Here is a 25,047-nt window from a genome sequence, read left to right as displayed (position 1 = left end):
TAACTTAGGTATTTAAGCAATCGCCTGATATGGAATTTTAAATAGGAAATCAGTCAGTCGCAGATTGCTTTGGTGCCCAGTCTAACCAAATAGGGTCGACAGCAGCGTTAAGCGGGAATTTATGTTGAGGGGCAATCATATTTTCTACTGACGTTACCTCTTTGGTCGCGAGGCCAATTCCTCCAGTAAGGATAGTTTCAAGTGAGCCCGTTTCAATCTGCGCACCAGAAAATAGTCCTACATCAACTTTAACACCCGAAAGATCCCAAAGTACACTGGAGCTATTCACTAGATGTTTATATCGGCTCTCAATGTGAGCGGTCATTTCTACACCGGTACCATCAGCAATCAACTGGTAACTATCTACTTGACCGACTTTTATGCCTCGAAAGAAGATAGCAGTGCCTTTATTGATAGAACCTAAGTTATTATTAGTGATGATAAAGGTAAGAGCGTTATCTAGGTTATAAAATGGTTTGTCTATTAAACCGGCAAAGCGCGAAGCTGTCTGTGTACTGATCCCTGGAACGACTGAAATATAAGGTCCAGTAATCAGAGTTTCAGGCGCTTCAATTCCTGACAGTGAAACTTTTGCGTCCACAATGGAAAAGCTAGCGTCTTGTTGGTTGAAGTTAGCGGCGTAGTCACCATAAAGATAAGCTGAGACATTTAACTCTGTCAGATCTTTGCTCAGTACAACTGACTCCACTTCACCCACTTTATGACCCAAGTAGCGGATAGGCGCCTTCTTAGCCAATTTTACGCTGGCGGGGAAGGTCATCGTTATCGCTGTTGATTGGCTTAACGCGAGGAATTTAGAAGCATATAGCTGGTTTTCGTGTCCTTGTGCTGGTTGCTCCAATAACCCTAAAGTGATGCCACCTTTAATCGCGCCTTGTAGTGGCGACATCTCTACTTCAATGCCACTTAAACTGGCATTAATTGCTAACGCGCTATTGCGCCAAAAAACCGTTTTGTCGGTTAACAGCGATTCAAACGTTTTTTGAATACTAATATCAATTATAAAATCGTTACTCTTCCGCTGCCATTCAACTTTGTTAACTTGGCCAATCTGCATTTTTTTATAGTAAACCGGTGAGCCATCAACGACATCAGCGGCATCATTGCTAAAAAGTTGTCGAGTTATTAGTCTCGAGTTCTCAAAGTAGCTATCTGCTTCTTTATTGCTGGCAAATACTCTTAATAATGCCCCGTTAGCTAACTGCTGGTTACTTGCGCCTTTTATCAAACTTAGTGCGCCATTAGTAAAGGTGCTGAGGTCGCGAGCTTTTACCGCAACACCGTCTAAGTTCGCTTCTACTGAAAGTACGGACTCGGCGACAAAATAGCTGCCCTTGGTGAGTAAACTACTGAAATCCGCATCGACTTCGATATTATATTCAACTTTAGTCAGTTCTTTATTTAACTTACTGGACAGCACTGTACCTATTTTTATTTGTTTGAAACGTAACTCAGCGCCGGCTGAAACGCCTGGGTTGGTATCTGAGTCCAGAGTTAACGTAAGCTTGTTACTATTCAACGGCTCGGGTTTAGTGGTTAGCAAGGGATATTGCTGTAGCGGATCGCCAGAACCCGTAATAAAGTTAATCACACTGCCAGTAAGTAGTCGCTCTGGATGATTGATGCCGCTGAGAGATATATCTGCCCCTTCTAACCAAAATGATGATGTTCCTGCTAACAACTCGGCATATTTACTGTCGATTTTAGCCTCTAAAGATATACCGTTATCAGTTAGGATTTTATTGGTAACCCGGCCTATATTAATGCCTCGAAAAACAATGGCGGTATTATTGGCCACTGACTCTGTGCCGTTAGCCGTTAATGTAAACTCTATACCACCGAAGGCTTGTTTCTCGCTATCATACAGCGCAAATTCGTGTCTATTTTCTGCAGGGGCAGACTTATCATTTGAACTAAAGCTAATGCCACCTGCTAGAATCGCCGCTAAACTTTCAGTGCGAACTTCAATACCGGCAAGAGAAGCATCAACACTAATACCCGACACATTCCAAAACTGTGAATCAACTTTGACTAAATTTGCATATTGCTGCTGAATAAAGGCTGTAACAATAATCTTATTGCTGCTATCTAAACGGTAGCCAACAACTTGACCCACTGGGATCTGTCGATAAAATAGCGGAGAACCGACATCTAAAGAACCTAACTTTTCCGAGGTAATGTTAACGATTAAACCTTCGTTACCTGGTGTAATAACTGGTGCGCTGATCTCTGCTTCGAAAAAAGAAGCTGACTCACCTTCACCTGGCAAAATCCCAATATAATTACCTGAAAATAAGGTGTCTAATCCTTCAACGCCAGTAATTGAAGCCTTGGGTTTCACGAGCCAAAACTTGGTATCTTTGTTGAGAAATGGAGAGGAGCGATAATCCATTAAAACATCAACATTCACCCCCTGAAGATCATCATCAATACTGATATCAACAACCTTGCCAACCGTAAGTCCTTGATACTTAACTAATGTTTTGCCAATATCCATACCAGTGGCACTTGGGAAATGTATTCTGACCTCTACGCCAGACTCACGGATACTCTTAACTCCTAACCAAGCTCCTAGCGCCAATGCGATAATCGGTAATAGCCAAATAGGAGAGAAGAGCTTTTTCTTTACTACTTTAGGTGTCTGTACTTGAGTCATTTTTTATTTCCAATCTGTCCCAGAGTAAACGTGTGTCAATCACTTTTGCTGCTAGCTGTGTCAGCAGAATAACTAAGGCAAATGCTGTAGCGGCAGGTGCCGGTTTTGCATCTAAAAGTTGTCCCATATTAACGACCGCAACAGTGAGAGAAATGACAAACAAATCTAACATCGACCACCTGCCAATCCATTCGATAATATGAAAGCCCATCATTAGCTTTTTCTTGGATATAGGTAACTTAAAGCTAATTGCCGTTAAATATATGGTTAAACCTACAATTTTTAGCACCGGAACCAATATGCTCGCTGTAAATAGAATAATAGCGATAGGGATCATGTCCGTTTTAACCAGATGTGCTATCCCTGAAAAAATGGTGTCTTGGGTGACTTGCCCTTGATTCGTCAGTGTTGTTATTGGGTATAGGTTGGCTGGGATCAGCAAAATAGCTGCGGTGATCAGTAAAGCCCAGCTCTTTTGTAGGCTGTCGTAATCCCTAACAATCAGTTTGGCATCACAGCGGCTACAACAGGCTGAATTAGCGCAGGTGACTTTATTGCAGGTCGGGCAGCAAGTTAGGCCTACTTCTTTTCCTAATGTGCAGCTTGTCTGATTATCGTTCAAGGAAACTCCACATATGTTCTAAATCGTATTCTCTTAAAAGAAATAAATGCATTATAAACAACATTGTAAAGCAGAAAGTTCCAAAACCGAAAGAAACAGTAGCAAAATCCGCAAGGTTAAAAGCGGCAACCAAAAAGCTAATAACATAGATTTCGAGCATAGTTAGCTGGGTAAGCAACCCTTGTAACTTTAATGCTTGCTTTAATATCGACCTTAATAAAGGTGATTGCAGTCCATATTTAATGATCAGGATCTGCACCAATATTGAAGCGAGCAAGATGCCTGGGGCGATGACCGCTGCCGTCATAACTGCGATCGCAACAACCCAATAACCTTGCTGATAGACCGCAGCGGCCCCTTCAAAAACGGTTGTCGTGCGCATACTGCCTAAAAATTCAAGCTCAAGCACTGGAAATAAGTTCGCTGGGAAAAAAAAGATAATAGCTGTCACACATAGAGCTAGCATGCCGTTAATTGAGCAGTATGGCGTGTCGTATAACTGCGTGTGGCACCGCGGGCAAATCGCTCGTACGCCCGTTGGCAAGGCACGCTTCCTTATGACCAAATCACATGACGGACATAAAGTAACACTATTGTCTAGCGTATCCGGTGGCATAGGAAACAAAGCCTCAAATAAAACGTTAAGGAATAAAACAAACATATTGCTATAAACGTAGGCTCAAATAATCGTATGCATTTGATTATTACAGAGTCCTTATCGCTATAAGCGTATCAGGTTTTCAAGAAAACTTGCATAAGAACTTCAATATGTGAGACTCTTTACTGTATATAAAAACAGTGCGAGATTGATTATGGCCGTTATAACCAAATTTGTCGTAGTTAGAGAAGGGGTTGAAAAGATGACTTTCACATCGAAAAAGGAGGCTGATGCCTACGATAAGATGCTTGATATCGCTGACAACTTAATTCCTTTCTTGACTAACCCTGAACTAGGGTTGGAAGATAATGATATTGAAAAGCTTGGGTTTTTCTTAGCGCAGCATAAAGATGAACTTCAATCTTTACTTAAAGGTGGGGCAGCGGTAAGTAAAGCTCCGGCTAAGAAAGTGTCGAAAAAGACTAATTTAGACTAAAAAAAACAGAGTATCAGTCTTCTAAATATGTTGCATCTTGATAAGATGCTGCAAATTTACTTAGTTTTATCGATGATTTTGTTTAGGGGATGTATATGACCGCGTCATTTTATGACACGTTGAATCGTCAAGTTATCGCTTTATTGAGCGGTGAAGATGACCAAATAGCGGCTTTAGCCAATTTTTCTGCGCTGTTAAATGATAATTTAACTGACCTTAATTGGGTAGGCTTTTACCTATTAAAGAACGAGCAACTTGTTTTGGGCCCTTTTCAAGGGAAAGTCGCATGTACTCGGATACCGATAGGAAAAGGCGTATGTGGTACTGCGGTTGAAAAAAATGAAACACAACGTATCGCTGATGTTCATCAATTTGTGGGCCACATAGCGTGTGATTCCGCGAGCGTTTCTGAATTGGTTGTTCCGTTTCGACGCAATGGTGATGTTATCGGAGTACTGGATATTGATAGCCCATCGTTATCAAGATTTGATGAAATCGATCAACAAGGCGTAGAAACTTTGGTGAAAAGTCTCGAAAATTGCCTATTTGGTTAATCAACGACCAATTTTTGCTAATTGATGGTCGCAATCATCTCATGCATCCCTATAATAAGCGGTTTGAGCAATGAAATCTCAAATCGCGATTATTCGGTAAAGCGAAGCAATAGCGTTTATGATAGGTTGTTGCTAAGGTAGGTTTGATTTTGCCGCTAAAAAACATAAGTTAATCATTATTAATTTGTTCTTTAGGTCATAATCAGACAAATATAAACGACACTTAAATCGATGAGAGATAGAAACTCTTTTGGTGGTGTCCCTTTTTTAAACTGTGGAAGTAAAGATGGAATCAACAGAAAAGTTGACCGATACCAACGCTATTCTTGCGTACTTATATGAAACATTTCCTTTATGCTTTATAGCTGAAGGTGAAACTAAGCCATTAAAAATCGGATTGTTTCAAGATTTAGCGGAAAGGTTAGCTGATGATTCTAAAGTCAGTAAGACTCAACTAAGAATCGCTTTAAGAAGATACACAAGCAGCTGGCGTTACCTTAAATGTGTTAAAGCCGGTACGCATCGTATCGATTTAGATGGTAATTCCTGTGGTGAGCTAGAACAAGAGCACGTTGACCATGCTCAAGCTACACTTAAAGAAAGTCAGGAAAAAGCGAAAGCAAAAAGAATAGCTAAGGCAGGAAAAACGTCAGCACCTGCAGCTAATGCTAAGAAACCCGTTAAAAAACCGGTTGCTAGAAGACCGAAAGCGGCGCCAAGCGCAAAACCTGTTAAAGAAAAAGTAGCAGAAGTAGTTTTAACGCCTGCGGTACTGACAGAGTTGAAGAAAAATCAACGTGTAAACGTCAAACTAGGTAAGGCGCCAGTAGCTGGTGTTATTTTGGATATCAAAAAAGAAGATGTTCAAGTTCAGCTAGATTCTGGTTTAACGATAAAAGTTAAAGCTGAATACATACTGCTGTAATGGTTTAAAAGCATGTAAAGGAGTAACTTGTTGATGCGGAAAATGTCTCTGGCTGTATCTATCGCCAGTATTTTTGTAGGATTCTCGGCGTGGGCTGTTAGCCCTACTATTCAATTCAGCGAGTTACCTGCTTTAAAGCAGGAACCCCAACATAAAGTGGCGAGTAAACGCGTCACTGGTTTGTTCACCCGTTCCCATTACCATCGTTTTGAAATGGACGATGCGTTTTCAAAGCAAGTGTTCGAACGATACCTGAAACAGTTGGATTATCGTAAGAATGTGCTACTGCAGTCAGACGTTGACAGCTTTATGGCTTATTCCACTCAATTTGACGATATGTTGAAAAGTGGCGATCTGCAGCAAGCCTATGCAATGTTCGAAGTGATTCAAAAACGCCGCTATGAACGATTCGCCTATGCACTCTCTTTATTAGACGAAGAGATGAAGTTTGATGTGGCTGGCGATGCTTATGAATTCGACCGTAAAGACGCCGCTTGGCCTAAAACTGAAGCTGAGTTAAACGAACTTTGGCGTCAACGCGTCAAGTACGATGCGTTAAACTTAACGTTGACGGGTAAAAAATGGGATGAAATCGTCACTATTTTATCCAAGCGTTACAACAACTCAATCAAGCGTCTAAGTCAAACTCACAGCGAAGACGTTTTCCAAGGTGTTATGAACGCATTTGCGAGAACTGTTGAGCCGCATACCAGCTATTTATCGCCACGAAATGCAGAGCGTTTCCAGATGGAGATGAATTTAAGCCTTGAGGGCATTGGTGCGGTACTTCAAGTTGATGATGATTACACCGTCATTAAAAGCCTAGTTGCTGGCGGTCCAGCAGCAACCAGTGAGAAGTTGTCGCCTGAAGACAAAATTGTTGGTGTAGGCCAAGAAGGCGAGAAAATTGTAGATGTTATCGGTTGGCGTTTAGACGATGTTGTCGAGTTAATTAAAGGTCCTAAAGGCAGTAAAGTTGTTTTAGAGATCTTGCCTAATAAAGGTGGTTCCAGTGCTAAGCCTTTTGAACTGACTATCGTACGAGACAAGATACGTTTAGAAGACCGTGCTGCTACCTCAAAAGTTGTCGAGCCGTCGGAGGGACCATACGCTAACCGCAAGGTCGGTGTTATTCAAATCCCAGGTTTCTATATGAACCTTTCAAAGGATGTTTCTAAAGAGCTTGCAGAGCTTAAAGAGGCTAAAGTTGAAGGTATCATTATCGATTTACGTGGTAATGGTGGCGGTGCGCTTACTGAAGCGACATTGCTTACAGGTTTGTTTATTGAGCAAGGACCCGTAGTACAAATTCGTGATGCTAATGGTCGAGTTTCTCAAAATAGAGATAATGATGGCCGAGTCACCTATGACGGTCCATTAACGGTGATGGTTGATCGCTATAGTGCTTCTGCGTCAGAGATTTTTGCCGCAGCACTGCAAGACTATGATCGTGCTCTGATTGTAGGTGAATCTACATTCGGTAAAGGCACCGTGCAACAGCATAAGAGCCTTGGCAGAATCTACGATATGTATGAGAAACCAATAGGGCATGTACAGTATACAATCGCGAAGTTCTATCGTATTAATGGTGGCAGTACTCAGCTAAAAGGTGTGACACCGGACATTCCATTTCCAAGTGCTCTAGAGCCTGGTGAGTACGGTGAAGCAGAAGAAGAGAATGCACTGCCATGGGACAAGGTGCCAGTGGCGCAGTACGGTACGTTAAGCGAGATCTATCCACAGTTGATTCAAAATCTTGATAGCAAGCATCAACAGCGAATTAAAACAGACGTTGAATTCGGCTATATCTTCCAAGATATCGAAGAGTTTAAAGCTAACCATAACGACAAAACGGTATCGTTAGTTGAAAGTGAACGTCTTGCTGAGCGTGATGAGAACGATAAGAAGCAACTCGATCGCGAAAACGAAAGGCGAGTCCGTGAAGGCCTCGAAGTGGTTAAATCGTTAGATGATATAGAAGACGATGCTGACAAGACCGATGCATTTCTCGATGAAACGGCATACATCACTCTCGATTTAGTTGATATTGAGAAAGTGGCTAAAAATCAAAATTAGTCGCTCACTGCAGATTATAAAACGCGCTATTAGCGCGTTTTTTTTAACTTAAAAATGGAATTAGTAGGCCTACAATGACACAACCACAAGCTAAGTACCTAAAAGACTATCAAGCACCACTTTTTCAAATCACACACTTGGATTTGGATATCTCTTTAGCGGGTGAGAATTCTGTAATTCAAGCGACTAGCTCAATCGAAAGAGTGGGTGAACACCAGCAGCCATTAAAACTAGATGGCGAAGATATTAACTTAAAGTCAGTTAAAATAAACGGTGTTGAGAGCGCATATACAGAGAAAAACGGTCAACTGATTATCGATACAGAAGAGCAAACTTTTGAGTTGGAAATAGTCTCTGTCGTCGATCCTGAGTCAAACACCAGTCTAGAAGGCTTATACATGTCTGATGGAGCTTACTGCACTCAGTGTGAAGCTGAAGGGTTTAGGCGTATTACTTACTTTCTTGATAGACCTGACGTTCTAGCTATTTATACCGTACGCATAGAAGCAAACAAAACTGCATTTCCATTTTTGTTAAGTAACGGTAATCTTGTTGAAAGTGGTGATTTGGAAGGCGGTTTACATTACGTTAAATGGCATGATCCGTTTCCCAAACCGGCTTATCTTTTTGCATTAGTTGCAGGTGATTTTGACCTATTAGAAGATGAATATATCACCCGTAGCGATAGAGCCGTTAAGCTGCAGGTTTTTGTCGATAAAGGCAATCTTCATAAAGCTCACCATGCAATTGCATCATTAAAGAAATCAATGCAATGGGATGAAACTCGTTTTAATCTTGAATACGATCTCGATATTTATATGATAGTAGCCGTTGATTTTTTCAATATGGGTGCGATGGAAAATAAGGGGCTGAATGTATTTAATACCAAATATGTGTTGGCAGATAAAGCCTCTGCTACTGATGATGATTACCATGGGATCGAGTCTGTAGTTGGTCATGAGTATTTTCATAATTGGACCGGTAACAGAGTAACTTGTCGTGATTGGTTCCAATTGAGCTTAAAAGAGGGGCTAACCGTTTTTCGAGATCAAGAGTTTAGTTCTGATGTTGGCTCTCGAGCTGTTAATCGTATTCATGCTATTAAAGTGATGAAAAACCAGCAGTTTGCTGAAGACTCTGGCCCAATGGCTCATCCTATACGCCCTGAATCAGTAATAGAGATGAATAATTTCTATACCGTTACAGTGTATAACAAGGGGGCTGAAGTGATTCGAATGATGCATACCTTGTTAGGGGAAGATAAGTTCCAAGCAGGGATGGCGTTGTACTTTAACAGGCATGACGGCCAAGCTGTGACTTGCGATGATTTTGTCGCGGCAATGGAAGATGCCAGTCAAGTTGATTTAGGTCAGTTCCGCCTTTGGTATAGCCAAGCTGGCACTCCTCAAGTCACTGCTACAGAATCTTATGATGATTCAACTAATAGCTACTGCTTAACATTATCTCAAGAAACACCCGATACTCCTGGCCAAACGGACAAATTGCCACAGCATATTCCATTTGATATCGAGCTGATTGATAGCGAGGGTAACAGTCTCGTCAATCAGGTATTAGATTTTAAACAGCAAACTCAAAATTTTGTTTTTGAGAATATTAAAAGCAGACCCGTAGCTTCATTATTACAAGATTTCTCAGCGCCGGTAAAATTGGAATTTGATTACTCAATTGAGCAGTTACTGCATTTAATGCGTTTCGCTAACAGTGAAGTGGCGAAGTGGGAGGCATCTGTATCTTTATTTAGTCAGTCAATTTGGCAGTGTGTAGATAATTTGCAAAATGGCAAAGCGATGCATATAGATAGCCGACTTGTTGATGGCTTTAAAGGCGTTCTTTTATCTGAATCGTTAAATGAAGCACTAATGGCTGAAATTCTTACCCTGACAAGTGCAAGTTCGCTGATAGAGCAAACAGAGAGTGTCGACCTAGATAGCCTTGCTATTGCACGTCAGTTTGCAGTCAATGAAATAGCACAAGGTTGTGAAGATGAACTGCTCGCTAAAGTCAGGCAGCTACAAAGCACCGATAGTGCAGATGCTCGTGCTCTTAAAAATACCTGCCTAAGTTTATTGCTTAAGGTGGATGATAGCTACCGCTATATTGCAGAACAACAGTTTGGAACTGCTGATAACATGACTGACACTTTAGGGGCGCTAACCGCGTTGAATAGTGACTGCTCTAGTGAGCGAACAGCGTTAATGACGGCATATGAATCTCGCTGGGTAGAGACGCCATTAGCAATGGATAAGTGGTTTAGTTTACATGCTACATTTGCCAATGAGGGTTGTATTGAGCAACTTGAAAAGCTTTTGCAACACGAAGGTTTTTCCATGTCTAACCCAAACCGAGTGCGCTCTTTGATTGGCGTGTTTGCAGCAGCCAATACCTTTGAATTTCATCGTAAAGATGCAAAAGGATATGACTTTTTGACTAAAGCGATTATCAAACTCAATAAAGTGAATCCGCAGGTCGCGGCTAGGATTATTACACCGCTTATACAATTTAAAAAGTTTGATCTAGAAAGGCAGGCGTTAATGCGTAAGTCTTTAGAGAGTATTTTGGCAATAGATGAACTGTCTAAAGACCTCTATGAGAAGGTGACCAAAGCACTTTCATAATGTCATAAGAAAAAGTAAAATCTCAGCTTATCCAGGGCAGTAGCCCTGTTTAAGCTGGCATTTAATAAATATTCGAGAACTCCACGTGCAACAATCAAATCAAGTTTTCCAGTTCCCTCTTAACATCAGTTATGAAGATTTTTTACCTTACTACCGTGGTCAAGTCACTAAAGTGGAGGTTGTCGATTTAGCAGGAAGAACGTTGTGGATAAGCGCAAGACATTTTAGACCGTTTTTTACTCGCTCAGGCATAAAAGCATACTTCGAAATGGTGGTTGATAGTCAAGGAAACTTGATCCAACTGAATAAGATTTAGAGTAATTACTTAAAACGGTCGATTACTTTAAACGCAGTGCTTTAGCTATCTGTTAATTTAGATAAGGTATTGTTATTAAATAATATATATTAACTAAATGCCAATCTCTTTATATTATGTAAATCTGATTTAAATACACTCCTCAAACCACCTTGCTAAATCCTTGTAAAATAGCGAAATCTTTTAAAGATTTTCACTATTTCATCCTTGCTCACCACGTATAAATGCTGTAACAATGGTGTTACCTGTAAGCTAACAGTATGTTGGTTATCAATTCCTATAACAAAAGAATCCAGCAGGTTACGGAGAGAAGCTAAAATGAAAAAGGTTAAGAACGGCTTTAATAAGTCGACGCTCGCTTTGGGGATAGTCGCGGCGCTCGGTTTTGGCATGTCAACAAGTGCCAATGCAGTCTCATTTAATTGGGGCGAAGTAGAAGGAACATTTGATTCAACCTGGACTGCTGGTGCGAGTTGGCGAGTAGAAGGGCGAGATTGGGAAAATCAAATTGGTAAGGTGAATCAGCCTCAGTTTGACTGGTCAGGTTATTCTGCATTTGGCAACACCAAATACAGTTCCGCAGAAATTTGGGCTCAGCCTGGTTCCTATTCAAGTAATGGTGATTTAAGTAACTTACTTTATTCGCAAGGCGATACGACTTCTGAAATATTTAAAGGTTTGCATGAATTATCCTTAAAATATCAGAACTTTGGTGTGTTTGCCCGTGCTATGTACTTTTATGATCGTAAGCTAAACGATGGCAGTTATGACTTTAACGACCCTCTTACAGGGAAAGAGTTTGACCCATGTGAAGATAGCAAGGCATCGGAAGTTCAATGTAAAGATATCCGATTACTAGATGCATTTGTCTATGCGGATTTCGATTTTAATGATGGCGCAAACCCTTTATCTGTTCGCGTTGGTAATCAGGTGGTTTCATGGGGTGAGAGTACTCTTATCGCCCATGGTATTAGCTCGATCAATGCTGTGGATTTAAATATCTTGAATGCACCGGGTGCAGAACTTAAAGAAGCATTCCGTCCACAAGGTATGGTTTGGGCCTCTTTTGGGATCACGGACGATCTGTCTGTAGAAGGTTTTTACCAGTATGATTGGCAGCCTGTATGGGTTCCAACACCGGGCTCTATTTTTTCTACTAATGATTTCGCGGGTTACGGCGGTTACAACCAAAATGCACAGTTAGGTTTTAACGCAAATCCAGATATGAATCTCGATTTCCTACTATCTGAATACAATGCATTAGTGGGTATGGTTGGTTCAGGTCAAGTTGATGGCGCGACACTAGCGCAACTCGCACTTGCGTATCCAACAAAAGCCACGTTGGTCGAAGACGATGCGTCAGCAAGTGATGACGGTCAGTGGGGTGTGAAAGTCGGTTATTACGCGCCGCAGCTTGGTGAAACTGAGTTTGGCTTGTACTACATGAACTACCATAGCCGTCGTCCATTGATCAGTGGAACAACTGCGAACTTTACACAAGAAGCGATTGGCCGAGATTTACAACGCCTAGGCGGTAAAGCACAGTCTGGCGAAGCCATGACTCGAGAAGATTTGTTAGCATTAGAGACTTTCTCTAAGGCGCAGATTGTTTACCCAGAAGATATTCAATTAATGGGCTTTAGTTTTAACACATTACTTGGTGACACTTCTTTTGCTGGTGAAGTTGCACATCGCTTGGATGAGCCGTTGCAGATTGATGATGTTGAGCTGCTTTTTGCTGCTATGCCTCAACAATTGGCTAATGCGGGCCTTCGCCCAGATCTCGATGGTATTTCACAAGTCGAAAACTATGGTCCAGGTGAATATGCTGAAGGCTTCATTCGTTTAGATACCACTCAAGCTCAAACCACATTCACACATCTATTCGGTCCAACATTAGGTACAGATAACCTAACTATGTTGGCTGAGATTGGTGGTGTATGGATCCATGATATGCCGAGCTTTGACGAGCTTCGTCTCAACGGTCCTGGCACTGCACGTTCAGGTGGTAACCCTGATATGCCGGGCATAATCGAGGCGCTGCATAATGGCCCTGAAACCAACCCATTCCCAACTGATTTTGCTTGGGGTTATCGTCTAGTTGCTAAAGCGGACTATAACAACGTATGGGGTGGGGTGAATGTCGCACCACGAGTTATTTTCTCTCACGATGTTGACGGAATTACGCCGGATCCAATGTTCCTATTTACTGAAGGTAAGAAATCCGTCGCCTTGGGCGTCGCTTTTGATTACCAAAGTAAATGGGGTGCAGATATCTCTTACAACACATTCTTTGGTGGTGTAGGAACAACGAATGCTATGGCTGATCGAGACTATGTGTCGTTCAACATTAAGTACTCAATCTAAATCACAAGGACAATAATAATGAAGAATCTTGCGATATTGTCTGCCGCAGTCATGATGGCTTTAGGCGCTTCAAGCGCTGTTGCTAAAGTTTCTGACGCAGATGCTGCCAAATTAGGCACAGAACTGACACCGCTAGGGGCTGTAAAGGCTGGCAATGCTGATGGTTCAATCCCAGCATGGGATGGCGGTATCACCAAGCCTGTTGCTGGTTACAGTAAAGGTATGCATCACCCGGATCCATTTCCTGGTGACAAAATTGAATTTACTATTACTAATGCCAACAAAGACAAATACAAAGAGTTTCTCAGTGACGGCCAGGTAAAACTGTTTGAACTATACCCTGAAACCTTCAAGATGAATGTCTATGAAACTCGTCGCTCAGCATCAGTTCCTCAATTTGTCTATGATGCAACTAAAGCCAATGCAACTCGTGCTGAGCTGATTGATGGCGGTAATGGTTTAACTGGTGCATCTATCGGTATACCGTTTCCAATGCCTGAGAATGGCTTAGAAGTTATTTGGAACCACATACTTCGCTTCCGTGGTGTAGATATCAAAACTTCGCGTAGCCAAGCTGCACCGACGGCGGGCGGTAGTTATACACTAGTTGAAACAGCAGAAGAGATCCGTTTCCAATACTCTCGCCCAGAGATGACGCTTGATAAATTAGCAAAAGAGAATACCTTGTTCTTCTTTAAGCAAGTTGTAACTCAGCCAGCTCGTTTGGCCGGTACAGCACTGCTTGTTAAAGAGACCATGGATCAAGAGAAACTGCCTCGTCAAGCTTGGACATATAACACGGGTCAACGCCGTGTTCGTAAAGCGCCAAACGTCGCCTTTGACACGCCAGGCACAGTTTCTGATGGCCTAAGAACAACCGATGATTTTGATATGTTTAACGGCTCTCCAGTGCGTTATAACTGGGAGTTGGTCGGTAAGCAGGAGCTTTATATTCCTTATAATGATTATAAGCTCCATTCCGACAAACTTTCCTATGAGCAAATTGTCACTCCTGGTCACATCAACCCTGAGTATGTTCGTTATGAAAAGCATCGTGTTTGGGTTGTGAAAGCAACGCTTAAAGAAGGGATGCGTCATATCTACAAGGCGCGTACTTTCTACATTGATGAAGACTCTTGGCAAGTATCGGTTGCAGACTTATATGACAACCGTGACGAACTTTACCGTGTGGCGATTGCTCATGGTTTGAACTACTACGAAGTGCCAACTCAATGGAGCACGTTAGAAGTGTTCCATGATCTACAGTCTCGTCGTTATATCGCAATGGGGCTTGATAATGAAGGCCGTATGTACGATTTTGACGCAAAGTTGAGTGAAGGTAACTTCACTCCTGCAGCGTTAAGACGTGCTGGTATTCGTTAACCCACTTAGAGAGGGGCGTTATGCCCCTCTTATTTTGAAAGGAAGTCTGTATGTCGTTTAGCATGCTTCGGTTTATCTCTGTCTTGAGTGTCGCCAGTATCTTTAATTCTTCTGCTGTATTGGCTCAAGAAAACAAATTAGAACAACAAATACAACCTCTTGCTGCTCATTCACTTGTGCTTGATATCGCGCAATCTGGTAATACACTCGTAGCGGTTGGAGAACGCGGTCACGCATTTATCTATGATAATCAATGGCAACAAGTTGCTACACCGACGGCCGCCCAATTAACCAAAGCATTCTTTATATCTGAAACCCAAGGCTGGGCAGTTGGGCATGACGCCACGATATTGCATACCGAAGATGGCGGTAAAACCTGGCAGCTGCAGATGCAATCTGCAGAGGTTGATAAACCCTTTTTAGATCTATTATTTTTCGATGAGAATAATGGCATTGCTATTGGCGCTTATGGTTTGTTCTACCGCACAACCGATGGTGGAAATAACTGGATAAGTGAGTATCACCAAGAGTTACTCTTTGAAGAAGATGTCGCTTATTTAGAAGAGCTTAAAGCTGAAGACGAAGCTCTGTATCTATCTGAACGTAGTACTTTGCTACCGCATTTTAATCGCGTCATCCCTCTAACTAACGGTCAGTTGATAATGGTTGGCGAACTCGGACTTGTCGCCGTTTCCAGTGATAATGGCTATCATTGGCAAAAGCAAAACTTTCCTTATGAAGGCTCTTTATTTAATGCAAGTGAATTCGGTGACAATGTTTATGTAATGGGCCTACGTGGACACCTCTTTAAGTCACAAATGCAACTGGCTCAATGGCAAGAGGTCATGTTACCCGTCGATTCAACAATAAATGCAGGCGTAGCCATCGATGAGTCGACATTGCGCATTGTTGGAAACGCAGGGGTCGTTATTGACGTCACTGCGCAAGGTAACGCAACATTGGTTGAACAAAGACAGGGCGAAAATTTAGTCGCTATTGCTAAAGACACTGCTGGGGCGCTCTGGGTCGCCGGTAATAAAGGTCTCATCAAGTTAGAACAAAAATAATAGGACCTGACGTATGTTAGATAAATTTGTAAATGGCATTGAAACCTATTTGTTTAGGCACCGCGCTTTCGTAATCTTTTTATTTATTCTTACCACGTTTTTTTTAGGTTTACAGGCAAGTAACCTAAAAATGGACGCAGCGTTTGTAAAAAACATTCCCCTTAATCACAGCTACATGAAGACCTATTTAAAGCATCAAAAGCAGTTTGGTGGTGCAAATAGCATTATGGTTGCAGTTGAAGACACAAGTGGCAATATCTTCAATGCTAACTTTTTTGATTCACTTAAGAATGTTCATGATCAGCTGTTCTTCATTCCTGGTGTAGATAGAGCGCAAGTTAAGTCACTGTTCTCACCATCAACTCGCTTTACTGAAGTTGTCGAAGATGGTTTTGCCGGTGGACCTGTTATCCCCGCAGACTTCACCACTACGGAACAAGGGCTGTCGATCGTTCGCGGTAATATTGAAAAAGCCGGCATTGTAGGCCGTTTGATTGCAGAAGATTATTCTGCAGCAATGGTGAGTGCGCAGTTAATGGATTTTGATCCACAAACAGGTGAAGCTCTTGACACGCTAGCGTTTGCTGAACAATTAGAGCAAGAGCTACGCGCACAGTACGAAACTGATGAGATAAAAATTCATATTATTGGCTTTGCTAAAATGGCTGGTGATGTTGCTGAAGGTGCAAAAGGAGTACTGCTATTTTTCTTAATTGCGATCCTTGTAACAGCAGTAATGGTTTACTTTTTCTCTAAATCAATCGTGCTTACCATTTTACCTTTGCTGTGCAGTTTAACTGCTGTTATCTGGCAATTAGGTCTATTAACCGTTGTTGGTTTTGGTTTAGACCCGATGTCAATTTTAATCCCGTTTTTGGTATTTGCGATCGGGGTCAGCCATAGTGTACAGATGATCAATGCAGTCAAAAGAAGAGTGACTGACGGACAAAGTACAAAAGCCGCTGCGGCGTTAGCATTTAGAAGCTTGTTGATCCCAGGTGGCGTAGCGTTACTTTCTGATACTATCGGTTTTATGACGCTCTTGGCGATCGATATCGGTATTATTCGTGAGCTCGCTATATCTGCTTCTCTTGGTGTTGCGGTTATCATTTTAACTAACCTAGTTTTGTTGCCACTTGTTATCTCATACACACAAGTGCAGCCGCAAAAAAATACTGCACCTGTTAAAGAAAATAATATTTGGGTCAAGCTGTCAAAGTTTGCAACGCCTAAATATGCAGTTTGGGTTTTACTTATTACCGCAGGTTTATATGCGGTTGGTTTACAGCAAGCTAATCAGATGAAAATTGGCGATCTTCAAGGCGGAGCGCCAGCGTTACACCTTGATTCTAGATATAACCAAGATACTTTTTTCATTACGGATAAGTTTTCTATTACTACCGATGTGATGACCATTATTGTTGAAGCTTTCCCTGAAGCTTGTACTTATCATTCAGTGTTAACTCAGATCGACGAATTTGAATGGCAGGTCAGTAATACTGCAGGTATAGAATCAACGGCAAGTCTTGCTTCGGTTGCCAAAAGAGTCAATGCTGGCTTTAACGAAGGTAACCCCAAGTGGCAAGTCTTGCCTAGAAACACCGCGAGTCTTGTACAGGCAGTGGGACGCGTGCCAACAACGTCAGGCTTATTGAATAGTGATTGTTCAGTGATGCCAGTGTACCTGTTCCTTAAAGATCATAAAGCAGAGACCATTGAAGTTGTTATCGACAAAGTTAATCAACTGCAGCAACAGATGAATAATGACCAGCTTACTTTTAAGCTAGCATCTGGCCCCGTTGGCGTTATGGCTGCGACCAATGAAGCAGTTGCAGAAGCACAACTACCGATGATGCTTTATGTTTATGGGGCGGTGTTTGTACTGTGTTTGATTAGCTTCCGCTCATTAAGAGCTACCATTGCTGTTATCTTGCCGCTATATGTGGTTTCTACACTAGCCCAAGCATTGATGACCCAGCTAAATATAGGTCTTGCAGTTAGCACGCTACCAGTTATCGCATTAGGCGTCGGTATTGGTGTTGATTATGGTATCTATATTCTGTCAACTATGGCAGTAAGACTTAGAGATGGTATGCCAGTACAGCAAGCTTATTATGAAGCGCTAGTTGAGCGTGGTAGTGCGGTGATATTTACCGGTTTAACATTAGCCATCGGCGTGAGTACTTGGTTCTTCTCGGCACTTAAGTTCCAAATGGACATGGGAATATTGCTAACCTTTATGTTTTTAGTAAATATGCTGGGGGCAATAATTATCCTTCCAGCCATTACCGCAGTATTTTGGCGACAACCCAAGTAAATAGGCGAAAAAGAGAAGCATAAGCTTCTCTTTTTTTTTGCATAAAAACACGCTATCAGCGATTGTTATTTCATCACAAAGCAATAAATGTAGCCTAGCATTCTTTTTTGGAGGCACTACCACTAAAATAGTTCTCGAATTATGGCAGATTTAGTAATAGACTTCGCGCTATGACCTAGGTCACAGAAATAGGCTCAGGTCAGATTTTGAAGCATCCATAAAAATTAAAAGCGCTGCCATAGCCCCCTAAGGAAACAGCAACATGGCCTTGAAAGATGCAATGCCTTCAGTACTACTAGAAAATGTAGTCAACCTTATTCACTCTAAAGTTCCGAATTCACAAGCAAAACAAGTAGAACAGTTTGCTACTTGCCTATACGCGCATATGTCGAAAGACGACCTCAATGCCCGTAATGACAGTGACCTTTATGGCGCTGTTTTGAGTCAGTGGAACGCCCTAAACAAAACTTCCGTCGGCGAAGGCCACATACGTGTGTTTAACCCAAGCCAATCCAAGCATGGTTGGGAGTCTAGCCATTCCATCATCGAAATTATCCAGCCGGATATGCCTTTCTTAGTTGATTCTGTCGGGATGGCAATTAATCGATTAGGGATCACGGCGCACATGATGTTGCATACGCCAATGGCGATTGAGCGTGAAAATGGCTCGGTAACACATGTCAGTTATAGTGCAGAAGACAAAGAGGGTGTCGACAAGGTTGCCGTCTTCTTAATTGAAATCGACCGTCAAAGTAGCGACACCGACATTAAAGCATTTACTAAAGAGATTGAGTCAATCATCGCTGATGTCGCCGCGTCAGTGCAAGACTGGGATGCAATGTCAGCAAAGCTTGGTGAGACGATTTCTGAGCTAGCGACCAGACCATATCCAGGTACAAAAGAAGAGCTTAGCGAAGCCACTAATTTTCTCCAATATCTCAATAACCACCACTTTACCTTATTAGGTTACAGACGTTACGATTTACGTAAAGTGGAAGGTGATTTAGAACTTGTTGCAGATAAAACTACAAGCCTCGGCTTAATGACCAAGTCAGCAAAAGCAAAGACTGAAACTGGCTTGATGTTATCTGATTTTTCAGAAAGTGCCCGTAAAGAAGCACTAGATACTAGTTTGTTAGTATTAACTAAAAGCAGTGAAAAGAGCCGAGTCCACCGTCCTGCATACGTAGATTATATTGGTGTTAAGCGTTTTGATGATGAAGGTAATGTAGTCGGTGAAGATCGCTTTATTGGATTGTATGCATCTAACCTTTATAACCGCAGTCCGCGCGAGATCCCACTACTGTCTCAGAAGGTTCAGCGCGTGCTTGATAACTCTGGCCTAACGCCACGATCTCATGATTATAAAGCATTAATGCATATTCTTGAGACGCTGCCACGGGATGAGTTAATCCAAGCTAATGTTGAAGAACTTGCTCGTATCGCTCACGGCGTACTTGAGATGCAAGACCGTGACAAACTTAAATTGTTTGTTAGAAAAGACGGTTTTGGTCGATTCTTGTCTTGCTTAGTGTATGTATCGAAAGATCGTTATAACACTAAGCTGCGTGAAGATACCCAAAGAATTCTGGCACAGCACTTTAATAGTAGTGAAGATGTTGAGTTTACAACATATTTCTCTGAGTCTACTCTGGCTAGAACTCACTACATTATCAAAGTTGATAACAATAATATGGATGTCGATGTGGCCGCGATAGAGAATAATTTAACTGAAGCTGCGCGTTCTTGGGAAGATAAGCTAGGCAGTGCATTAATTAGCACCCAAGGTGAAGAAGTCGGAACAAGTCTTGTTAAGCGTTACGTGAACGCATTCCCTCGCAGCTATAAAGAAGATGTATTACCAAGCTCCTCCGTTGTTGATGTGCAGCACCTTGAAGCACTGGATGATGACCATAAACTTGGAATGTTGTTCTATCAGCCACAAGAAACTGCGCTGAAAAATAGCAAAGTTCGCTTAAAATTATTCCATAAAGACGAGCCAATTCACCTGTCTGACGTCTTGCCTATGCTAGAAAACTTCGGTTTGCGCGTTATTAATGAACGTCCTTATGAAGTGATAACAGCTGACGGCCATACCTATTGGATCCTAGATTTCTTGATGACAACACAAGGTGTTGCAACGGATGATTTAGCCGATAGTCAAGAACGTTTCCAAACTGCCTTATCTCAAGTTTGGAAGAAAGAATTAGAAGATGATGGTTTTAACCGTTTGGTGCTGTCAACGGGTCTAACAGGTCGTGAAGTATCAGTTTTACGTGCTTACGCTAAATATATGCGTCAAATTGACTCAACATTTAGCCAAGCATACATCGAAGAGACTTTTTCAAGTTATCCACAGATAGCCGATCTGCTCGTTAAAATGTACATACGTAAATTCAATCCTAAGTTGAAAACACGTACATTGAACAAATTTATCGAGCAAATTGATATTCGATTGGAAGATGTATCAAGCTTGGATGACGATCGAATTATTCGTCGTTACCTCGATTTGATCAACGCGACCAACCGTACCAATTTCTACCAAGTTGCTGCCTCTGGCGAATCTAAATCATATATCTCGTTCAAATTTGAGCCTGAATTGATCCCTGAGATGCCAAAGCCTTTACCTAAGTACGAAATTTTTGTTTACTCACCGCGTGTTGAAGGTGTGCATCTTCGTGGCGGAAAAGTCGCTCGTGGTGGCTTACGTTGGTCTGACAGACGAGAAGATTTCCGAACTGAAGTTCTCGGGTTAGTGAAAGCGCAGCAAGTTAAAAACACAGTAATTGTTCCAGTTGGTGCAAAAGGCGGTTTTGTTTGTAAGCAGTTGCCGACAGAGGGAGGCCGTGAAGCTTTCTTTGCTGAAGGACAAGAGTGTTACCGCCTGTTTATTCGTGGTCTTTTAGACATTAGCGATAACATTATCAATGGCGAAGTTGTTGCTCCAGATAATGTGGTAAGACACGATGAAGATGATGCTTACCTAGTTGTTGCGGCCGATAAGGGCACTGCGACATTCTCAGACATTGCTAACGCAATCGCAGAAGAGTATAACTTCTGGCTAGGTGATGCTTTCGCATCAGGTGGTAGTAACGGTTATGACCACAAGAAGATGGGGATTACCGCGCGCGGAGCATGGGAGTCGGTTAAACGTCATTTCCGCGAGATGGGCGTTAACTGTCAAACAACTGATTTCACCTGTTTAGCGGTTGGCGATATGGCGGGTGATGTGTTTGGTAACGGTATGCTGTTATCTAAACATACACGCTTAGTCGCTGCGTTTAACCATATGCATATCTTCATCGATCCTAATCCCGATGCGGCAACTAGCTATGTTGAGCGTGAACGCCTATTTGCACTGCCACGTTCTAGCTGGGAAGACTACAATAAAGAATTGATATCTAAAGGCGGCGGGATCTTCCTTCGCTCAGCTAAATCAATTCCTTTGTCTGCAGAGATGAAGAAAATGCTGGGTACCCAAAAGACGTCAATGCCGCCACTAGAACTTTTGAAAGAGTTGCTTAAGATGCAGGTCGACTTGATCTGGAATGGTGGCATCGGCACTTATGTTAAGGCGACTAGCGAATCACATACTGAAGTAGGCGACAGAGCCAATGACTCAATCCGAGTCAATGGCGATGAAGTTAAAGCTAAAATTATCGGTGAAGGCGGCAACTTAGGCTGTACTCAGTTAGGGCGTATCGAATACTGCGCCAATGGCGGCCGAATGAATACCGACTTCGTTGATAACGTTGGCGGCGTTGATTGTTCAGATAACGAAGTTAATATTAAGATTTTGCTTAACGCCTTAGTGGCAGACGGTGAAATGACTATAAAACAACGTAACCGTTTACTCGAAGAGATGACGGATGAAGTCAGCCGTATCGTGCTACAAGATTGTAAAGACCAAACGCGTACGATTTCAGTCACTCAAGTTCGCGGTGCAGAGCAACTAAAAGAGCAAATTCGTTTTATTCATTACCTTGAGAAAGAGGGTAAACTCGATAGAGCGCTCGAATTCTTGCCAAATGAAGATGAACTTGCTGACCGTTTAGTGAATGGTAAATCATTAACTCGACCTGAGCTTTCTGTACTCGTCGCTTACGCTAAGATGATTTTAAAAGAGCAGCTACTGACGTCAGAAATAACTGAAGATAGCTTTTTGAGTCAGCTACTTGTTCAGTATTTCCCTAAGCAACTGCAAGAGAAGTACATCGCAAACATGGTTGCTCACCCTCTACGCGGTGAAATTATTGCCACCTCATTAGCCAATGAACTGGTAAATGATATGGGACTTAATTTTGTGCAGCGTATGCAAGATGAGACAGGTGCCTCAGTTGCGGAAGCTGCTATTTGTTATACTATGGCTCGCGAAGTATTTGGTTTAGCTGATTTAACTAAATCGATTACCGATCTTAACGGTATTATTCCAGCAGTAGTGCAGTGTGAGATGTTGCATCAACTACGACGTAATATTCGTCGTGCTAGTCGCTGGTTCTTGCGCCATCGCAATCGTAATCTTAATATTGAACAGACTATTGAGTTCTTTACTCCAGTCTTTGATGAACTTAAGGCGAACGTTCATCAGTATATGGATAACGATGAAGTAGCTGGTATCCGAGCTGAATCAGATGCACTGATTAAAGAAGGTGTGCCTGAAGATGTAGCAATGGTTGTTGCTAATGTGAGCACGTTGTTCTCTGCGTTAGATATTGCACAAATCTGTGATCTTGAAGCGAAGCCTGTGCCGTTAGTTGCAGAGACTTACTTTAAGTTAGGTGCAAGTGTTGACTTGCATTGGTTCCTTGAGCAGATAAGTGCGCAGCCAGTATCAAACCATTGGCAAGCACTGGCAAGAGCGGCGTTTAGAGAAGAGCTTGATTGGCAGCAGCGTTCACTCAGTTCTGTGGTATTAAGAACATGTACTGAAAGTTGTGATGCTAACAAAATCATATCGGAATGGATTGAATCAAATCAAAGCTTGTTGGAGCGTTGGTTCCATATGCTGGCTGATTTCAAGACTTCGCAAAGCCATGAGTTTGCAAAGTTCTCAGTTGCCCTACGTGAACTTAACCTTTTGATCCTTCACTGCGAAGGTCAAAAGTAATCTGATTTAAATCAGAAGCCCTGGCAATTGCCGGGGCTTTTTTCGGTCTAGGAGAAAACATGTTTTATAAAATCGCACAAAAGTTCATGTTTCAGATGGATCCAGAACTGGCGCATAATTTTGCTATCGGCAGTTTAAAGTCTACTGGTAATTCACCACTAAACTGCTTTTATGCACAAAAAATTAAACCAGCCCCAGTTACAATGATGGGACTGACTTTTCCAAACCCTGTCGGTTTAGCTGCTGGTATGGATAAAGACGGTGAATGTATTGATGCTTTTCATGCGATGGGTTTTGGCCACGTCGAAGTTGGTACTGTTACTCCGCGTCCACAACCAGGCAACGAACAACCAAGGTTGTTTAGGCTGAAGCCTGCTAAAGCGATTATCAACCGTATGGGGTTCAACAATAAAGGCGTAGATAGCCTAGTTGAAAATCTTAAAGCTGTTAAATCTGATGCTATGGTTGGCGTCAATATTGGTAAGAACAAAGACACGCCAGTAGAGCTTGGTAAAGATGATTACTTAATCTGTATGGACAAGGTCTATCAATATGCTGCATACATAGCAGTCAATATTTCATCTCCTAATACGCCGGGTTTACGATCGCTACAGTACGGTGATCTGCTTGATGATCTTTTAGGATCACTAAAGCAAAAACAAAAAGATCTTACTGAAAAGCATGGTAAATACGTACCCATCGCGTTAAAGATTGCACCAGATCTTTCAAGTGAAGAGATTGAAAAGATTGCAGATTCACTTATTCGTAATGAGTTTGATGCAGCGATTGCCACTAATACGACTTTGACTCGCGATGGTGTTAGTGGTTTACTCAATGCAAATGAAGCTGGCGGGTTGAGTGGTAAGCCATTGAATTCATTGTCAACAATTGTGATAAAACAACTTGCAGACTGCCTTAAAGGTCAAATACCAATAATCGGTGTTGGCGGAATTAACACTGCTGCAGATGCACTTGATAAAATTGATGCTGGCGCTCAAATGGTTCAAATTTACTCTGGTTTTATTTATCAAGGGCCACAGCTAATTAAAGATATTATTGAAGCTTATCGTATAAAATAAAGACAAAGCGATCTTATTTAATAATATAGATCATAAAACGATCATTAAGATCTAATATTGGATCGAGATGATCGTTTTTTATTTTATAGGATCTGAAAAAACGTTTTAAATTTATTTTGATATTGATGAAATTATCATCTATTATCCATTTGTATCTTAATAAAGGTAAACGATATGTTATTAATGCCAAAAAGGGATTGGCAATGGGGATATAATGAAACACATGGTGTATTAACTGTTTCGTTAGGAAGTGATATGGAATTTCTATCACCTTTTAAATTAAAGTCCCTAATACCAGATGCCAAAATAACAACTGAATTTAGTGTTGAACACGCTAAGTTCTATATTGCTTTGGTTGATCGTTTACAAAAGACACTTTCCCTCAACGATGCCCTCATTGTGCAAATAGCGTTAAACGCAACTGCCGCGCACTTTTTATTAAAGCCACAGATGCCAAAGTCATGGTTTTTCGATGTGTCTCATGAGTGTGTATACAGCGATATTGGCAAGATTTTTCAGCTAAGAACGACTGAGCATAGTGTATCAGCTATGGTCATCGAGTCAGGCTTACAAGCATCACTTGTTATGATTTTATCCCAAGAATGCCGATTAACTGAGACTAAAAAGCTAGCTCAGTTTGAAACGATTAAAGTGATGCATAATCGTTTAGCACCATTAACAGTAGAAAGGAAAGTTAATGTTGCTTAAGTTTAATTTTTGAACAAATGATATAAAGACGAAATAAAAACGGGAGCAGATATTTAACTGCTCCCGTTTTTATTTCGCGATTTTTATGAATATATTTATACCAATTGCATTAAGTATTT

16 protein-coding genes are annotated in these 25,047 nt (G+C 41.6%); 13 read left to right on the top strand and 3 right to left on the bottom strand.

Features of this window, described 5'->3' with window-relative positions:
• Positions 1-49: 49 nt before the first annotated feature.
• From SWP_RS12735 to SWP_RS12725, 3 genes are read right to left on the bottom strand one after another with little or no spacing between them, the layout of a single operon-like run.
• Positions 50-2,677 (bottom strand): PqiB family protein, encoded by a 2,628-nt coding sequence (locus SWP_RS12735; RefSeq protein ID WP_020912905.1) that lies wholly within the window; start codon positions 2,675-2,677, stop codon positions 50-52.
• Positions 2,655-3,299 carry a paraquat-inducible protein A gene (locus tag SWP_RS12730; RefSeq protein WP_020912903.1) on the bottom strand — a complete coding sequence of 215 codons (645 nt, stop codon included), beginning with the start codon at positions 3,297-3,299 and terminating at the stop codon, positions 2,655-2,657. The genes SWP_RS12735 and SWP_RS12730 overlap by 23 nt, the downstream gene beginning before the upstream one ends.
• On the bottom strand, positions 3,289-3,915 hold the full coding sequence (locus tag SWP_RS12725) for a paraquat-inducible protein A (RefSeq protein WP_044556427.1): 627 nt from the start codon (positions 3,913-3,915) through the stop codon (positions 3,289-3,291). Before SWP_RS12725 ends, SWP_RS12730 begins: the two co-directional genes overlap by 11 nt.
• 196 nt (positions 3,916-4,111) lie before the next feature.
• Here SWP_RS12725 and SWP_RS12720 point away from each other — a divergent pair, with 196 nt between their 5' ends.
• From SWP_RS12720 to SWP_RS12665, 13 genes are all read left to right on the top strand, one after another.
• Complete coding sequence (locus SWP_RS12720) at positions 4,112-4,393, top strand: YebG family protein (protein WP_044556426.1); 282 nt, start codon at positions 4,112-4,114, stop codon at positions 4,391-4,393.
• 95 nt (positions 4,394-4,488) lie between these two features.
• Complete coding sequence (locus SWP_RS12715) at positions 4,489-4,947, top strand: GAF domain-containing protein (RefSeq protein WP_020912900.1); 459 nt, start codon at positions 4,489-4,491, stop codon at positions 4,945-4,947.
• Positions 4,948-5,233: 286 nt separating this feature from the next.
• A complete protein-coding gene (proQ, locus tag SWP_RS12710) occupies positions 5,234-5,872 on the top strand; it encodes an RNA chaperone ProQ (protein WP_020912899.1) in 639 nt (212 codons plus the stop codon).
• A gap of 33 nt (positions 5,873-5,905) precedes the next feature.
• The gene (gene prc, locus SWP_RS12705; protein ID WP_020912898.1) at positions 5,906-7,948 is read left to right on the top strand and encodes a carboxy terminal-processing peptidase; all 2,043 of its coding nucleotides are present in this window, start codon (positions 5,906-5,908) and stop codon (positions 7,946-7,948) included.
• Between the two features lie 74 nt (positions 7,949-8,022).
• Positions 8,023-10,584 carry an aminopeptidase N gene (gene pepN, locus SWP_RS12700; protein ID WP_020912897.1) on the top strand — a complete coding sequence of 854 codons (2,562 nt, stop codon included), beginning with the start codon at positions 8,023-8,025 and terminating at the stop codon, positions 10,582-10,584.
• A gap of 85 nt (positions 10,585-10,669) precedes the next feature.
• Entirely contained in the window at positions 10,670-10,900 is a 231-nt protein-coding gene (locus tag SWP_RS23515; RefSeq protein ID WP_020912896.1) for a DUF2835 domain-containing protein, read from the top strand.
• Between the two features lie 318 nt (positions 10,901-11,218).
• Positions 11,219-13,267, top strand: a complete 2,049-nt coding sequence (locus SWP_RS12695) for a DUF1302 domain-containing protein (RefSeq protein ID WP_020912895.1) — start codon at positions 11,219-11,221, stop codon at positions 13,265-13,267.
• A gap of 18 nt (positions 13,268-13,285) precedes the next feature.
• Positions 13,286-14,650 carry a DUF1329 domain-containing protein gene (locus SWP_RS12690; protein ID WP_020912894.1) on the top strand — a complete coding sequence of 455 codons (1,365 nt, stop codon included), beginning with the start codon at positions 13,286-13,288 and terminating at the stop codon, positions 14,648-14,650.
• Between the two features lie 50 nt (positions 14,651-14,700).
• Positions 14,701-15,717 (top strand): WD40/YVTN/BNR-like repeat-containing protein, encoded by a 1,017-nt coding sequence (locus tag SWP_RS12685; RefSeq protein WP_020912893.1) that lies wholly within the window; start codon positions 14,701-14,703, stop codon positions 15,715-15,717.
• A 13-nt stretch (positions 15,718-15,730) separates the two neighbouring features.
• Positions 15,731-18,034: an efflux RND transporter permease subunit gene (locus tag SWP_RS12680; protein WP_020912892.1), complete on the top strand. Its 2,304-nt coding sequence runs from the start codon at positions 15,731-15,733 to the stop codon at positions 18,032-18,034.
• A gap of 262 nt (positions 18,035-18,296) precedes the next feature.
• The gene (locus tag SWP_RS12675; protein ID WP_020912891.1) at positions 18,297-23,141 is read left to right on the top strand and encodes an NAD-glutamate dehydrogenase; all 4,845 of its coding nucleotides are present in this window, start codon (positions 18,297-18,299) and stop codon (positions 23,139-23,141) included.
• Between the two features lie 59 nt (positions 23,142-23,200).
• Entirely contained in the window at positions 23,201-24,220 is a 1,020-nt protein-coding gene (gene pyrD, locus SWP_RS12670) for a quinone-dependent dihydroorotate dehydrogenase (RefSeq protein WP_020912890.1), read from the top strand.
• A 174-nt stretch (positions 24,221-24,394) separates the two neighbouring features.
• Complete coding sequence (locus SWP_RS12665) at positions 24,395-24,928, top strand: cell division protein ZapC (protein ID WP_044555902.1); 534 nt, start codon at positions 24,395-24,397, stop codon at positions 24,926-24,928.
• Positions 24,929-25,047: the final 119 nt, after the last annotated feature.

The sequence above is a fragment of the Shewanella piezotolerans WP3 genome (assembly GCF_000014885.1).
In the GTDB taxonomy this organism is placed as follows: Bacteria; Pseudomonadota; Gammaproteobacteria; order Enterobacterales; family Shewanellaceae; genus Shewanella; species Shewanella piezotolerans.
Note: the sequence above shows the minus strand (reverse complement) of the source record. Positions and strands in the feature narration are given on the sequence as shown.